Origin of the sequence: uncultured Bradyrhizobium sp., from assembly GCF_964252615.1 — a bacterium.
GTDB lineage: Bacteria > Pseudomonadota > Alphaproteobacteria > Rhizobiales > Xanthobacteraceae > Bradyrhizobium.
In genome coordinates, this window is sequence record NZ_CAXUNQ010000029.1 from 1 (window position 1) to 14,800 (window position 14,800).

At 64.3% G+C, this 14,800-nt stretch carries 17 protein-coding genes and 1 riboswitch; of the genes, 9 read left to right on the top strand and 8 right to left on the bottom strand.

Annotated elements, in window-relative coordinates:
- The 4 genes from ACFE72_RS15080 to ACFE72_RS15095 form a co-directional block, all read right to left on the bottom strand.
- The coding region (locus ACFE72_RS15080) for a 50S ribosomal protein L25/general stress protein Ctc (RefSeq protein WP_375413916.1) at nucleotides 1-652 on the bottom strand (652 nt) is incomplete at its 3' end.
- A 188-nt stretch (nucleotides 653-840) separates the two neighbouring features.
- Nucleotides 841-1,128: a BrnA antitoxin family protein gene (locus ACFE72_RS15085; protein ID WP_375413917.1), complete on the bottom strand. Its 288-nt coding sequence runs from the start codon at nucleotides 1,126-1,128 to the stop codon at nucleotides 841-843.
- Complete coding sequence (locus ACFE72_RS15090) at nucleotides 1,088-1,363, bottom strand: BrnT family toxin (RefSeq protein WP_375413918.1); 276 nt, start codon at nucleotides 1,361-1,363, stop codon at nucleotides 1,088-1,090. Before ACFE72_RS15090 ends, ACFE72_RS15085 begins: the two co-directional genes overlap by 41 nt.
- Before the next feature lie 121 nt (nucleotides 1,364-1,484).
- On the bottom strand, nucleotides 1,485-1,766 hold the full coding sequence (locus ACFE72_RS15095; RefSeq protein WP_375413919.1) for an accessory factor UbiK family protein: 282 nt from the start codon (nucleotides 1,764-1,766) through the stop codon (nucleotides 1,485-1,487).
- Nucleotides 1,767-1,956: 190 nt separating this feature from the next.
- Here ACFE72_RS15095 and ACFE72_RS15100 point away from each other — a divergent pair, with 190 nt between their 5' ends.
- From ACFE72_RS15100 to ACFE72_RS15125, 6 genes are all read left to right on the top strand, one after another.
- A complete protein-coding gene (locus ACFE72_RS15100) occupies nucleotides 1,957-2,703 on the top strand; it encodes a dienelactone hydrolase family protein (protein ID WP_375413920.1) in 747 nt (248 codons plus the stop codon).
- Nucleotides 2,704-2,840: 137 nt separating this feature from the next.
- Nucleotides 2,841-3,689 (top strand): prolipoprotein diacylglyceryl transferase, encoded by an 849-nt coding sequence (lgt, locus tag ACFE72_RS15105; protein WP_375413921.1) that lies wholly within the window; start codon nucleotides 2,841-2,843, stop codon nucleotides 3,687-3,689.
- Nucleotides 3,686-4,807, top strand: coding sequence for a class I SAM-dependent methyltransferase (locus ACFE72_RS15110; protein ID WP_375413922.1), 1,122 nt, complete (start codon nucleotides 3,686-3,688; stop codon nucleotides 4,805-4,807). Before lgt ends, ACFE72_RS15110 begins: the two co-directional genes overlap by 4 nt.
- Nucleotides 4,804-5,574, top strand: a complete 771-nt coding sequence (pgeF, locus tag ACFE72_RS15115) for a peptidoglycan editing factor PgeF (RefSeq protein WP_375413923.1) — start codon at nucleotides 4,804-4,806, stop codon at nucleotides 5,572-5,574. The genes ACFE72_RS15110 and pgeF overlap by 4 nt, the downstream gene beginning before the upstream one ends.
- A gap of 188 nt (nucleotides 5,575-5,762) precedes the next feature.
- Nucleotides 5,763-6,389, top strand: coding sequence for a hypothetical protein (locus tag ACFE72_RS15120; protein WP_375413924.1), 627 nt, complete (start codon nucleotides 5,763-5,765; stop codon nucleotides 6,387-6,389).
- A 165-nt stretch (nucleotides 6,390-6,554) separates the two neighbouring features.
- On the top strand, nucleotides 6,555-7,508 hold the full coding sequence (locus ACFE72_RS15125; protein ID WP_375413925.1) for a ribose-phosphate pyrophosphokinase: 954 nt from the start codon (nucleotides 6,555-6,557) through the stop codon (nucleotides 7,506-7,508).
- A 96-nt stretch (nucleotides 7,509-7,604) separates the two neighbouring features.
- Here the strand turns inward: ACFE72_RS15125 and ACFE72_RS15130 are convergent, their stop codons facing one another.
- Nucleotides 7,605-8,153, bottom strand: a complete 549-nt coding sequence (locus ACFE72_RS15130; protein ID WP_375413926.1) for a 6,7-dimethyl-8-ribityllumazine synthase — start codon at nucleotides 8,151-8,153, stop codon at nucleotides 7,605-7,607.
- A gap of 70 nt (nucleotides 8,154-8,223) precedes the next feature.
- A riboswitch (FMN riboswitch) is annotated at nucleotides 8,224-8,376 on the bottom strand.
- A gap of 571 nt (nucleotides 8,377-8,947) precedes the next feature.
- Here ACFE72_RS15130 and ACFE72_RS15135 point away from each other — a divergent pair.
- Nucleotides 8,948-9,448: a YbjN domain-containing protein gene (locus ACFE72_RS15135; protein ID WP_375413927.1), complete on the top strand. Its 501-nt coding sequence runs from the start codon at nucleotides 8,948-8,950 to the stop codon at nucleotides 9,446-9,448.
- 261 nt (nucleotides 9,449-9,709) lie between these two features.
- Nucleotides 9,710-10,537: a pyrroline-5-carboxylate reductase gene (gene proC / locus ACFE72_RS15140; protein ID WP_375413928.1), complete on the top strand. Its 828-nt coding sequence runs from the start codon at nucleotides 9,710-9,712 to the stop codon at nucleotides 10,535-10,537.
- 156 nt (nucleotides 10,538-10,693) lie between these two features.
- On the opposite strand, the gene ACFE72_RS15145 is transcribed toward proC, so the two are convergent.
- From ACFE72_RS15145 to ACFE72_RS15155, 3 genes are read right to left on the bottom strand one after another with little or no spacing between them, the layout of a single operon-like run.
- Nucleotides 10,694-12,082 carry an ATP-binding protein gene (locus tag ACFE72_RS15145; protein ID WP_375413929.1) on the bottom strand — a complete coding sequence of 463 codons (1,389 nt, stop codon included), beginning with the start codon at nucleotides 12,080-12,082 and terminating at the stop codon, nucleotides 10,694-10,696.
- A gap of 37 nt (nucleotides 12,083-12,119) precedes the next feature.
- Nucleotides 12,120-12,851, bottom strand: a complete 732-nt coding sequence (locus tag ACFE72_RS15150; protein ID WP_375413930.1) for a response regulator — start codon at nucleotides 12,849-12,851, stop codon at nucleotides 12,120-12,122.
- On the bottom strand, nucleotides 12,848-13,399 hold the full coding sequence (locus ACFE72_RS15155) for a MarR family winged helix-turn-helix transcriptional regulator (RefSeq protein WP_375413931.1): 552 nt from the start codon (nucleotides 13,397-13,399) through the stop codon (nucleotides 12,848-12,850). The genes ACFE72_RS15150 and ACFE72_RS15155 overlap by 4 nt, the downstream gene beginning before the upstream one ends.
- A gap of 280 nt (nucleotides 13,400-13,679) precedes the next feature.
- On the opposite strand from ACFE72_RS15155, the gene ACFE72_RS15160 reads away from it, so the two are divergent.
- Nucleotides 13,680-14,792: a branched-chain amino acid aminotransferase gene (locus tag ACFE72_RS15160; RefSeq protein ID WP_375413932.1), complete on the top strand. Its 1,113-nt coding sequence runs from the start codon at nucleotides 13,680-13,682 to the stop codon at nucleotides 14,790-14,792.
- The last annotated feature ends 8 nt before the right edge of the window (nucleotides 14,793-14,800 follow it).

The window sequence follows — 14,800 nt, forward strand, 5'->3', positions numbered from 1 at the left end:
CGCCTGCCGCCGGAGCCGCGCCCGGGGCTGCCGCCGCGGCCGGACCGGCAGCCGCTGCGGCCGCCGCCGCCTTGAGCTCTTCGGCGTAGCCGGACGGCGGCACGATGGTCACCAATGTGACGTCCTCGCGCGACAGCGACTTCACGCCGGCGGGAAGCTTGATTTCGCTCAGATGCAGCGAGTGGTTGATTTCAAGCTTGCTGACATCGGCCTCGACATATTGCGGAATGTTATCGACCGAGCATTCCAGATCGATGGTGTGGGTGACGATGTTAACGGTGCCGCCGCGCTTGACGCCGGGTGCGGCGTCCGCGTGCTGGATGTGCAGGGGAACGCTGACGCGGATGGTGGCGCCCTCGCCGAGCCGCATGAAGTCCACATGCAGCGGGAAATCGCGCACCGGGTCGAGGTGGAAATCGCGCGGGATCACCCGGTGCTTCCGGCCTTCCAGATCGATGTCGTAAATCGTGGTGAGGAACCGGCCCGCCAATATACGCTGGCGCAGCTCGATATCATCGACCGAAATGGCCACGGGGGGCTGGTTGTTGCCATAGATCACTCCGGGCACTCTACCGGCGCGACGCTCTGCCCGTGCGGCCCCCTTGCCGCCGACGGGACGCGCGGTCGCCTTCAATTCCTTGACGGTCGCCATCGTTTAAATCCTTGTTCCGTAAAAGTTAAAGGCCGCAATGCGGCCCGTTTTCACGCCACGGCAAGCCTCCAGGGGTGCGGGGGCCGCGGACGTGGCGGCGTTCTAGCCGCGTTGAGGCGGAAATACAAGGAAATCGAGGGATTTTTCTGCCTTCGCGACCTGCCCGGCCGCCGGTGCGCTGCGATCCGTCAGACTTTCTTGAGTTTGCGGGCGCGGCGCAGGTCGGCGTTGATCCGCGTCTGCCAGCCGGCGCCGAGCGCCCGGTAGGAGTCCAGCACGTCGGCATCGAGCCTTATCGTCACCACGCCCTTGGCCTTTGCGCCGAGCGGCGGCCGGCCGCGGCGGATGATTCTGCCGCCGTCGCGAACTTCGGCGCGAGCGACCATGTCATCCGTCCACTCCGGAGCATCGTCGGGATCGACCCACGGTTTGCGCTTACGTAAAGAGCTTGAGAAGTTTTTTGATTTCTCCGGCATGACAATACCTCATCGAGATGATGTGGCGGGCGTTACCGCGCGCAGTCCAGATCACCGTCACCATTCGGCCGTCGAGCCAGCCTGCGGTTGAATTCCGCACTTCACCATAATCAAAACGATCGTCGATGACGGTCGCAACCCTGCCCGCGAACACCTTCTCCGCATCAGTCGCGAAATCAATTCCGCGTTCCTGCAGGGTGACAAGACGTTTGGCCGGATCGAAGGTGATTTTCAATTAAATGTACATACATAATTCGTTGGGTCAACGATTATGTAGGACGATAATTCGCGATCAAGATCGATGGATGCGCGAGTCAAACTTGCGCATGACGCATTGCGTGCAATCGCCTCGGCTGTCAGTCCGCAACAGGCGGGGGCGCGGCGGGCGTCGCGCCAAGCTTCGCCTCCAGCGCCGTGATGCGCGCTTTCAGCGCCTCGTTTTCCTCGCGCGCAAGGCGCGCCATGTCCTTGACCGCCTCGAATTCCTCGCGCTTGACGACGTCGAGGTCGCGCAGGATTTTTTCGGCCTGGTTGCGCACCACGGTATCGACCTCGCGCTTGACCCCTTGGGCGGCGCCGGCGGCGTCGTTCATCAGGCGGCCGATCTCGTCGAAAAACCGGTTGCTGGTCTGGGTCATGGCAAAATCTCCGGCTGCGGGTTCATCCTGACAATGGCGATCCGCCCGGGTTTGTTCAAGGCCGGAGCAGGGCTTCCCTTTCGTGTCCCGGAACTAGGCGCCGCGCGTTGACCGTCTTTCCGGCTGCGGTTTCCGCGCAATCGTGATAATCGACCCCCGCATGCAAAACAGACGGGGAAAGAAAACACCCATGATCGACCAGCAAATCGAGATTCCCACCAAGGACGGCAAGACCACCACCTTCATCAGCCACCCCGAGCGCGGCGGTCCGTTCCCCATCATCATCTTCTACATGGACGCACCGGCGATCCGGGAGGAATTGCGCGACATGGCACGGCGGCTCGCGACCTCCGGCTATTACGTGATGCTGCCGAACATGTATTACCGCAAGGGCGTCATGGAACTGGGGCCGCTGCCCGCCGATCCGGAATCGCCGGAGCGCAAGCGCATGTTCGAACTGATGCACTCGCTTTCCATTCCGCTGGTGATGGAAGACACCAAGGCGCTGCTGGATTTTGCCGCAACACAGGCGGCGGCAAGCAAGGGACCGGTCGGCACGGTCGGCTATTGCATGAGCGGGCAATACGCGGTCAACGCCGCGACGCATTTTCCCGACCGCGTCAAGGCGGCGGCATCGATCTATGGCGTGGCGCTGGCAACCGACAAGCCGGACAGCCCGCATCTCGCCGGGACCAAGACCAAGGCCGAGCTTTATTTCGGCTGCGCGGAAACCGACGTCTACGCGCCGATGGAAACCATCGAAAAAGTAAAGCAGTCGATGAAAGCCGACGGCGCCAACGCCGAGGTCGAGATTTATCCGGGCACTCACCACGGCTTCGCGTTTCCGAAGCGGCCGGTCTATCACAGGGACGCCGCCGAGCGGCACTGGGAACGGCTGCTGGCGCTGTATCGCCGCAACCTTGTTTCTGCAGCCTGACTGACATGGCGCATCAGCCGTCGTTCCGGGGCGCGCCGCGTGGCGCGAACCCGGAGTCCAGCAACATCGCCAGGTCGCTGGATTCCGGGTTCGCACGTGCGAACGCGCGCGCGCCCCGGAATGACCAAGGATAGACGATGCCCTTTCTCGCCATCGCATTTCCGATCTTCGATCCAATCGCCATCGCGATCGGGCCGGTCGCGATCCGCTGGTACGCGCTGGCCTATATCGGCGGTATCGTGCTGGGCTGGGTTTACGCCCGGGCGCTGATCAAGAATGAACGGCTATGGGGGGGACCTGCGCCGATCACGCTGCTGCAGATGGACGATTTCATTCTCTGGGTGACGGTCGGGATCATCCTCGGCGGCCGCACCGGCTATGTGCTGTTCTACAACCTGCCGTTTTTCATCCAGCATCCCGCCGAGATCCTCGAACTGTGGAAAGGCGGCATGTCGTTCCACGGCGGCTTTTTGGGCTGCGTCGCCGCGGTGATGCTGTTCTGCCGGAAATACAGGCTTTCCATCCTGTCGCTGGGCGACATCACCACCGCGGTCGGACCGATCGGGCTGTTTCTGGGGCGGCTCGCCAATTTCATCAACAGCGAATTATGGGGCCGGCCGGCGGATTCCAGCGTGCCCTGGGCGATGGTGTTTCCCAACGGCGGCCCGCTGCCGCGCCATCCGAGCCAGCTTTACGAGGCCGGGCTCGAAGGCATCGTGCTGTTCGCGATCCTGGCGCTGATGATACGCGCCGGCGCGCTGAAACGGCCGGGCCTGATCCTCGGCAGCTTTATCGCGCTGTATGCCGTGGCGCGTATCGTCAGCGAATTCTTCCGCGAACCCGATCCGCAATTGGGTTTCCTGTGGGGCGGATTGACCATGGGAATGCTGCTGTCGGTGCCGATGATCGTTGCAGGCGCCATCATCGTTGCGGCAGCATGGCGCCGCGGACCGCGCGCGCAAGCGATGAGCCAGGCAACCCCGTGACCGAAACCTCGCCGCTTCAGGCCGAACTGAAGAAGCTGATCCAATCCTCCGGGCCGATGCCGGTCTGGCGCTACATGGAATTGTGCCTGACCCATCCCAAGCACGGCTATTACGTCTCGCGCGATCCCTTGGGGCGCGAGGGCGATTTCACCACCGCCCCGGAAGTCAGCCAGATGTTCGGCGAACTGCTCGGGCTATGGGCGGCGTCGGTGTGGCGGGCGATGGAATCGCCGCCGTCGCTGCGGCTGATCGAACTCGGCCCCGGCCGCGGCACCATGATGGCGGATGCGCTGCGCGCGTTGCGCGTGCTGCCGCCGCTCTATCAGGCGCTGAACATCGATCTGGTCGAAATCAATCCGGTGCTGCGCGACAAGCAGAAGGCCACGCTGCCCGGCGTGCGCAACATCGCCTGGCACGACCGTCTCGACGACGTGCCGTCCGGGCCTTCGGTGATTCTCGCCAACGAATATTTCGACGTGCTGCCGGTGCATCAGATGGTGAAGCTTGAAACCGGCTGGCACGAGCGCACGATAGAAATCGGCGGCGACGGCCGACTTGCATTCGGCGCCTCCGCCGAGCCGATGCCGCGTTTCGAGGTGCTGCTGCCGCCGCTGGTGCGTGCCGCCCCGGCCGGCGCGGTGTTCGAATGGCGGCCGGACACCGAGATCATGAAGATCGCAACCCGCGTCCGCGACGACGGCGGCGCCGCGCTGATCGTCGATTACGGCCATCTGCGCAGCGACGCCGGAGATACCTTTCAGGCCATCGCCCGCCACAGCTTTACCGATCCCTTGAACAATCCGGGCCAGGCCGATGTCACCGCGCATGTCGATTTCCAGGCGCTGGTGCGCGCCGCCGAGGATCTCGGCGCGCGTGCGCACGGCCCGGTGCCGCAGGGCGACTTCCTGAAGGCGCTCGGCATCGAGCAGCGCGCTGCGACGCTGATGGCCAAGACCACGCCCGAGGTTTCCGAAGATATCTCCGGCGCGCTGAAGCGGCTGATCGAGGGCGGCCGCGGCGGCATGGGCTCGATGTTCAAGGTGGTCGCGATCTCCGATCCGGCTCTGACCGCGCTGGCGGGATTTTCCGGCGACAACCGCAAGGGTGCAGACCGATGACGCTCGGATCGCCGCTGCTCTCGGCCATTCCCGGTCTGCGCCACGGGTTTTTCACCCGCGACGGCGGCGTCTCCGGCGGCATTTACGAGAGCCTGAACGGCGGCATCGGCTCGAACGACGACCCCGGCCACGTCGCCGAAAACCGCCGGCGGATGGCGCAGCAGATGGGTGTCTCGCCCGAGCATTTTCTCGGCGTGTGGCAGGTCCACTCGCCCGACGCGGTCGTGGCCACCGGACCGTGGCCGGGCCGGTCGCGTCCCCGCGCCGATGCCATGGTCACCCGCACCGAAGGCCTCGCCATCGGCGTCACCGCGGCCGATTGCGGGCCGATCCTGTTGGTCGATCCCCGCGCGCGCGTGATCGGCGCTGCCCATGCCGGCTGGAAAGGCGCGCTGACGGGTGTTCTGGAATCGACCATCGACGCGATGGAGCAGCTTGGCGCCGAGCGCGCGGGCATCGTCGCCGCGATCGGGCCGCTGATTCGTCAGAACTCTTATGAAGTCGGCGCCGAATTCGTCGACCGGTTCACGCTGGCCGACGCGGCCAACGCGCCATTCTTCATCCCGTCATCGCGCGAAAAACATGCGATGTTCGATCTCGCCGGCTTCATCCGGATGCGGCTGGAAAACGCCGGCGTGCTGATGATCGACGATGTCGGCATCGACACTTATTCCGACCAGCGGTTTTTCAGCTACCGGCGCTCGGTGCATCGCAAGGAGCCGGATTACGGCCGCCATGTGCACGCGATCGTGCTCGAGCACGAATGAAACGCAGGCCGGGGAAGCTTCGTCATTGCGGGCGGGCGAAGCTGTCCGGGGCCACAGGCACCACCGGGATTGCTTCGGTCGCTCCCTGCAGTGACCGCAGAACTATTTCGGAGCTGCTGTGTCCGCCGTGCCACAGACCTTAACGCGTTTTAACGATATCTCTCGCCCTCAACAGGGACGCTGAACGAATGCCGGTTTCCAACCGCGATGCAGGCTCCGCCGCGCCGCGCGCTTTGTGCGCAGCGTTGCTGCTGGCGGTGCTGTGCGGACTTGGCGGCGCTCTTGGCGGCTGTGCCGGCGGCGGGTCCGCAAGCAACTCGTTCGCGATGGCCAATGCCGGCGGGACCACCGTCACCTTCGAATCCATCGACGGTCCGCCGCCGCAGGTGTTCGACCGCATGGTCAATCTGCTCGACAGCGAATCCAAGCTTCGCAACGTCGCGATCGTGTCGCGGGACGGATCAGCCTCGTATCGGGTGCGAAGCTACCTGGCGGCGCAGGTCATCCGCGGCCGCACCACGATCGCCTGGGTGTGGGACGTTTACGACCGCGACCAGCAACGGGCGATTCGGCTTTCCGGTGAAGAACCGGCCGGCAAGGCGGGCCGCGACGCCTGGGCCGCCGCCGACGATTTGGTGCTGCGGCGCATAGCGCAAGCCGGATTGACCGGCCTTTCCGGCATGACCGGCGGAGCCGCGCCATCCGACGTACCGCCGCCGGCGCCGCGCGGGCGAGGACCTGCGGTTGCAGACGCCGATCCGCCTCCACCTTCGGGCGTGTTCGGCGCCGGGGCACTGAGCTACAGCGCCCGTTAACCAACCGAATCGCGCCTCCAGCGTTGATTTTGCGTAGGAAAACCGTAAGCGCCGGGTTGCCGCTCCGGTCGCTGCTTGATATCACCTCGCTCGTCAAACGCGCCAGTTCCTGAAGGGCCCGATATGCTCAATGTTGTATCCACCGGGTTACGGGGAGAAGCGTCGATGTCGGCCAAGAACGGCTCGATCAAGCTGGTCGCCGGCAATTCCAACAATGCGTTGGCGCAGGAAATCGCCAAAGGCCTCAACCTGCAGCTTGCCAAGGCGGTGGTCCGGCGTTTCGCCGACATGGAAATCTTCGTCGAAATCCAGGAAAACGTCCGCGGCTCCGACGCCTTCATCATCCAGTCGACGTCGTTTCCGGCCAACGACCATTTGATGGAACTGCTGATCATCACCGATGCGCTGCGCCGGTCGTCGGCGCGCCGCATCACCGCCGTGATTCCCTATTTCGGCTATGCCAGGCAGGACCGCAAATCCGGCTCGCGCACGCCGATTTCCGCCAAGCTGGTGGCCAACCTGATCACCCGGGCCGGCATCGACCGCGTCATGACGATCGACCTGCACGCGGCGCAAATCCAGGGCTTCTTCGATATTCCGACCGATAACCTGTTCGCCTCGCCGGTCATGGTGCGCGACATCAAGGAGCGCTTCGACCTCGCCAATGTCATGATGGTGTCGCCCGACGTCGGCGGCGTGGTGCGTGCCCGCGGATTTGCCAAGCGTATCAACACGCCGCTCGCCATCATCGACAAGCGCCGCGAACGCGCCGGCGAATCCGAGGTGATGAACGTGATTGGCGACGTCGCCGGCTATACCTGCATCCTGGTCGACGACATCGTCGATTCCGGCGGTACGCTGGTGAACGCCGCCGACGCGCTGCTCGCCAACGGCGCCAAGGACGTCTACGCCTATATCACCCACGGCGTTCTCTCCGGCGGCGCCGCCGCCCGCATCGCCGGCTCCCGCTTGAAGGAACTGGTGATCACCGATTCGATCCAGCCCACCGAGGCGGTCCGCGTCGCTACCAACATCCGCACGCTGTCGATCGCCTCGCTGATCGCCGAAGCCATCGGCCGCACCGCCGCCGAAGAGTCGGTGTCGAGCCTGTTCGATTGAAATTCGTAGCACGGGTTGAGCGCAGCGACCCATCGCAAACGCTCCCCGGATGGCGGTTATCGCTTCGCTTTGCTCCACCCACCTTACGAATTTCGGCTACACGATCCCGGCCGCGACCTGACCGCGCAGGCGTTCGAGGCTGAGCAACGTGTTGGCGCAGGCTTCCGCGACTTCGACGCCTTTCACCGCAAAATGCCTGCGAAAGAAATCGAAATGCGCGGCACTTTCGTGGAACTGCTGCGGCGTCAGCACCGCGGAGAAGACCGGCACTTCGGTGCGCAACTGCACGTCCATCAGCGCCTTGATCACGGTGTCGGCGACGAACTCGTGGCGGTAGATACCGCCATCGACCACCAGGCCGGCCGCGACGATCGCGGTGTAGCGCCGGGTTTTTGCGAGAATCTGCGCGTGCAGAGGGATCTCGAACGAGCCCGGCACTTCGAACAGATCGATGTGAACGGCGGCGATGCCGCGCGCTTCGATTTCCTGCAGAAACGCGACGCGGCATTCCTCGACCACGTCGCGATGCCAGGATGACTGCACGAACGCGATGCGCTGCGGCTTTGCAAACTGCGGATATGCCGGACGATCGATAACTTGCGGAGGGTCTTTTACTTCGGTCGGATCTTGCAACATCTGATTCATGGCTTTCCCCTTTCAGGACCAGAATCAGGGCACACGGAACGACGAGCCGCGCGAACGACGCGGCTGCCGTGACCGTTCTCTTTCATCCGGACTTTAACCGTCGGCTTCGGAATCACACCGAATCTGCTGACCCTTCTCCGCTTAAGAGGAGAAGGCGCTCGCGGGCTTGGGCCTGTCAGCCTTTACCGCCGGTGGGGACTTTCACCCCGCCCTGAGAACACCGGCCGCCCGGTTGGGCGGCCTGACGAAATTATGCCCAACCGCCGCGATGCCAGCAAGCGCAATTCTTGCGGAAAACATGCATGTCCGCCATGACCGCAGGGCATCTGCAACAGTGATGTCCCCGGCATCATGACCGGGCTTGACCCTGCTGGATGCACACATCTCATCGTCATTGCCGGCTTGACCTACGAGATCCACCTATCTCGTCGTCATTGCCGGGCTTGACCCGGCAATCCATCCTTTAAATGAGTCTTCCAAAGGTGATGGATGCGCGGGTCAAGCCTGCGGATGACGCTGCGATGGGCCGGAAATTAACTATTATGGCAAAACCGCTGTGGATGATTCCGGTTTGTTCCAATCGTTAACGGCGCGCGCGCGATCAGTTGTGGACGGCGCGCGCTTTGCCTGTGGACGGACTCGGCGTGCGGTTGCACGGATTCCGCAAATCACATCACTTGAGCCACGCAAGCTCCGGCATGGCCGGAATTGCATTCCGCAGCGGCGCGTCGGGTCAGCGCGTGTCGGCCTGCTAGCGTGCGTATCAACACATCAAAAGGCAAGGTCGAGACGGCATGTCCCTGCTCGAAGGCATCATCGATTCCCCGAACAATCCGCTTGCGGTGGTCGAGGACATCGCCGCCAGCAACAACTGGCCGTTCGAACGCTCCGGCGAAGACGAGGTCACCATCGTCTCCAAGGGCGCCTGGACCGACTATCAGATCTCGTTCACCTGGATGACCGAGATCGAGGCGCTGCATCTGGCCTGCGCCTTCGATATGAAGATTCCCGCCGCCCGCCGCGCCGAGGTGCAGCGCCTGATCGCTTCCATCAACGAGCAATTGTGGGTCGGGCATTTCGACGTCTGGACCCACACCGGCATGATCATGTACCGTCAGGCGCTGGTGCTGCCGGGCGGCATGGCGGCCTCGACCGCGCAATGCGAGACCATGCTTGCCGCCGCGCTGCACGCCTCCGAGCGCTATTATCCGGCGTTCCAGTTCGTGGTCTGGGCCGGCAAGACCGCAAGCGAGGCCATGGCCGCGGCGATGTTCGACACCAAGGGCGAGGCGTAGGTTTCGCCGAATTCGTCATGCGTGGGCTTGACCCACACATCCATCCTGCCGAAGACTTTTCGGGTGATGGATTGCCGGCCTTGACCCGGCAATCCATCCCCTTCGAAACGACTGTTCCGAAGATGGATGGATACGCGGGTCAAGCCCGCATATGACGAGATGTGTGAATCCAGTAGGGCTTGACCCGGCAATGACGGCCGAGATGTGTGAATCCAGTAGGGTCGGGCCCGGCGATGACGAATGCATTCCCTGGGTGCCGCAATGACTGACGCACAAGTGCTGACGCAGGTCGAAGGTGCCATCGTGCTCGCCGGCGCGGGCAAGATGGGCGGCGCGATGCTGTCGGGGTGGCTGGCGCAGGGATTGGATGCATCGAAAGTCGCGGTGCTCGAGCCGTTTCCTTCGGCCGAGATCGAGGCGCTGGCCGCGAGGGGCGTGCGGCTCAATCCGGCGCCGCAGCAGGTCGGCGCCGTCGCGACATTGGTGATCGCGCTCAAACCACAGATGTTTCGCGAGGCCGGGCCGCAACTGCGGCCGTTCGTAGGATCGTCGACGCTGGTGGTTTCGATCATGGCGGGCATCACCATCGCGGCAATCGGTGAGGTCTGCGGCGGCAGCGTTGTCCGCGCGATGCCGAACACGCCGGCCGCGATCGGCCGCGGCATCACGGCGGCGGTGGCGGCCGGCAAGGTCAGCGCCGCGCAGCGCGCGGTCGCCGACGCGCTGCTGCGGGCCACCGGCGCGGTGGAATGGATCGGCGACGAGACGCTGATGGACGCGGTGACCGCGGTGTCCGGCTCGGGCCCGGCTTACGTATTCCTGCTTGCGGAAGAACTGGCGCGCGCCGGCGTCGAAGCCGGGCTGCCGGCCGACCTCGCCGCCAAGCTCGCGCGCGCAACCGTCGCCGGATCCGGCGAACTGCTGCATCGTTCGGAGCTTGCATCGGCGACGCTGCGCCACAACGTGACCTCGCCCGGCGGCACCACCGCCGCGGCGCTCGAAGTGCTGATGGGACCGGATGGAATGCAACCGTTGCTGACCCGCGCCGTCGCGGCGGCAACCAGGCGGTCAAGGGAATTGGCGAAGTAGTTTTCTCGCGCCCCGGATATCGTCATCCTGAAGCGCGCGCCCTCTCGGGCGAGCCTCGAAGGATGCGGTGACAAGCGCACGCGGCCCATCCTTCGAGACGGCGCGCGAATGCGCGGGCTCCTCAGGATGACGGCGGTGGGTGTAGCGAACGCTTCGTCACACCGGCACCCTGACCGTAGCCCGCAGGCCGCCCATCGGGCTGTCGCCGAGGGTGATGTCGCCGCCATGCGAGCGGGCGATGTCGCGGGCGATGGCGAGGCCTAGCCCGGTGCCGCCTTCGTCCTGGTTGCGCGCGTCGTCGAGCCGCAGAAACGGTTTGAACACTTCCTCCCGCATGTCGTGCGGAATGCCGGGTCCGTCGTCATCCACGGTCACCGTAAGGTAGCGATGATCGCGGTGGCCGGAGATCGCGATCGTATCGGCATGCCGCGCCGCGTTCGACACCAGGTTGGCGAGACAGCGCTTGAACGAGGCCGGCTTGACCGTGACCACGGGCAGTCCGTGAAACACCACCGTCGCATCATGGCCATGGCGCTCGGCATCGTTGCGCAGTTCCTCCAGTGCCAGCGCCATGTCGGTAGGCTGTGCCTGCTCGCCGCTGTCGCCGCGCGCGAATGCCAGATACGCCTCCAGCATGCCGGCCATTTCGTCGACATCGCGGCGCATTCCGTCGACCTCGGGGCTGTCGCCGATCAAAGCCAGTTCAAGTTTGAAGCGGGTCAGGATGGTGCGAAGGTCGTGCGACACGCCGGCCAGCATCGCGGTGCGCTGCTCGATCGAGCGCTCGATGCGCGATTTCATCTGGATGAAGGCTTGCGCCGCGCGGCGAACTTCGCGCGCCCCGCGCGGATGGAAGTTCGGCGCCTCGCGGCCCTTGCCGAAACTCTCCGCTGCATCCGCCAGCCGCAGGATCGGCCTGATCTGGTTGCGCAGGAACAGCACCGCGACGATCAGCAGGATCGACGAGGTGCCGACCATCCAGAACAGGAAGATTTCCGAGTTCGACGCATAGGCCGCACTGCGTTGGGCGAAAGTCCGCATCACCGCGTCGTCGAGCTGGATGCGGATTTCCACCAGATTGGAACGGCCCACGGTGTCGATCCAGAAAGGCCTGGCGATCTGCCGCCCAAGCTGCACCGAAAGCGTCTGGTCGAGCAGCGAGAAAAACGGTTTGGGCCCCGGCGGCGGCATGTCGCCGACCGGGAGAAAATCCACCACCAGCCCCATCCGCTGCTGCGCGATGCGGCGAATCTGCGCCCGGTCCTTGTCCTGCGGATAACCCTTGTAGACGTCGATCAGGCTGGCGATGTCCTGCACCACCGCCTGCGAGAGCCGGCGGGTCACCGTGTTCCAGTGCCGCTCCATGAATACGAAGGCCACGACCGACTGCAAAATCACCATCGGCACGATCATGATCAACAGCGCGCGGGCATAGAGCCCCTTCGGCATCCAGTTCTTGAAGGTCTGGCCCATCCAGCCATTGGCTGCCGACACCCGGCCGGCGGCGGTGCGGATCAGCGTCAGGCCGGTGTCCAGCGTGCTCATCGGACTGGCCTCATCAGGCACGACTCATGCGGATCGCTCACGGCGAGGCCACCAGACGGTAGCCGATGCCGCGCACCGCCTGCAGGAACAGCGGATTGGCGGGATCACGCTCGATCTTGCGCCGCAGGCGGTTGATCTGCACGTCGACCGCGCGCTCGTTGACGGTGACGCCCCCACCGGTCAGCGCGCTGCGCGCCACGGTCTCGCCGCGCGCCAACGCCAAGATGCGCAGCATCTCGCGTTCGCGGTCGGTGAGATGGATAACCTCGTCGCCGCGGCGCAGTTCGCCGCGTTCCAGGTGATAGACATAAGGCCCGAACGCGATCTGTTCCAGCGTCTCCACCGGCGGGCGCGCCGCGCGCTTGAGGATGTTGCCGATCCTCAATACCAGTTCGCGCGGCTCGAACGGCTTGGCGACATAATCGTCGGCGCCGATCTGCAGGCCCTCGATCCGGGCATCGGCCTCGAGCCGCGCCGTCAGCATGATGATCGGCACCGACGATGACGTGCGGATGAAACGGGCGAGATCAAAGCCGGTTTCGCCGGGCATCATCACGTCGAGAATGAGCAGATCGAAATGCAGGCCGAGCAGCTTGGCGCGGGCGTCTTTCGCGCTCAGCGCGGTGGTGACCCGATAGCCCTCGCCGCACAGAAAGCGCGACAACAGATCGCGGATGCGCCGGTCGTCATCGACCAGCAGCAGATGCGGGGCATCGTCGGCCGGTTGCGGCGGGGTTCGGATGACTGTTGCAGCCTGGGCCACCATCATTCCTTCGCGGTCGCGCGTTCGGTTTCGAATATCGCCGTCAGCACCTTGTCGGGATCGTCACGATCGATCATTCCGCGCAGGAATTGCCGCACCGTATCCGCACCCTCAGGGCCGAGACCGCCCATCGCGCCGGTGATGCGATCGGTCTGCAGGCCGGCAAGCTTCGTCACCAGCGCCTCGCCCTTTGCGGTGGCAAAAAGAAGGCGTTCGCGACGATCCGTGGCTCCGGCCTTCTGGACAATATACCCTTGGTCGAGCAATTGCTTTAGCACCCGGCCCAGCGACTGCTTGGTAATGCGCAGCACGTCGAGCAGATCGGCGACCTTGAGTCCGGGATAGCGGTGGACAAAATGGATGACGCGGTGATGCGCCCGTCCGAACCCGAATTCCTCCAGCACATGGTCAGCATCACCGACGAAATCCCGGTAGGCGAAGAACAGAAGCTCGATGATATCCCAGCGCAAATGGACCGTGCGAGCGCCCGTGGACAGCGCGCCCGTGCTTTCCGGGTGATCCGAGAGCTTTGATGAAAAATTTATGTCAGCCATATTGACATATCTTGGTTTCAATATTACAAAACCGAACGTTACGACGAAATATTGTATCGTTTCGTTGGAACCGATACCGAACAGGGCTTGACCATCGAGCGGCACGGCCAAAGCGGCCGCTAATTCTTTCCTCCGTGCGATTGTCGAGCAGCATTTCGGCAAACATACTGGACTTCGCGCCTTCCGCCAAAGCGGAAACCAGCCCTCGGGCCGGCGGGCAGGGCCAGATCTCAATCGGCAGCCCGCCGCGCGGGACTGCATCAAAGCCGGGAGAATACCCATGGGAGTTTCGTTCGACAAAGTCGACGGCGCGGTCTGGATGAAATTCGAAATCCGGCCTGCGGCAAATCCGGCCTCCGAGGAGGAGCGCGCGGCGCGGCTCGTGGACCCCGGCTTCGGCCGGATCTTTACCGATCACATGGCCGTGGTCCGCTACGATCAGGCCAAGGGCTGGCATGGCGCGCGCGTCGAGTCCCGTGCGAATTTCCCGCTCGATCCGGCCACGGCCGTCCTGCATTACGCGCAGGAGATCTTTGAAGGCCTCAAGGCCTACAAGCGCGGGGATGGCGGCATCAACCTGTTCCGTCCCGACGCCAATGCCCGGCGTTTCTGGAATTCGGCCGAGCGGATGGCCATGGCGCCGCTGCCCGAGCCGGTGTTCATCGAAGCCGTCGAGCAGCTCGTGCGCGTCGACCGCGCCTGGATCCCCGGCGGCGAGGGCAGTCTCTATTTGCGACCCTTCATGATCGCGAGTGAGGTCTTCCTCGGCGTCAAGCCTTCCGCGGAATACATCTTCGCGGTGATCGCCTCGCCGGTCGGCTCCTATTTCAAGGGCGGCCCGGCGCCGGTGTCGATCTGGGTGTCGGAAAACTACACGCGCGCGGCGGTCGGCGGCACCGGCGCCGTCAAATGCGGCGGCAATTACGCGGCAAGCCTGCGCGCGCAGGCCGAGGCGATCGAACACGGCTGCGATCAGGTGGTTTTCCTGGATGCGGTGCAGCGCCGCTATATCGAGGAACTCGGCGGCATGAACGTCTTCTTCGTGTTCGACGACGGCTCATTGCTGACCCCGCCGCTCGGCACCATCCTGCCGGGCATCACCCGCGATTCGATCATCGCGCTGGCAAAAGATTCCGGCACGCGCGTACGCGAGGAAGCCTACACGATCGACCAGTGGCGCACCGACGCCGCCAGCGGAAAGCTGAAAGAGGCTTTCGCCTGCGGCACCGCAGCCGTCATCTCGCCGATCGGCAAGGTGTGTTCGACCAGCGGCGATTTTCTGATCAATGGCGGCGCCGCCGGCCCGGTCGCGATGGGACTGCGCAACAAGCTGGTGGACATCCAATACGGCCGCGCGGCCGACCCGCACGACTGGATCAGAAAGGTGGTGTAGGCGGAGCC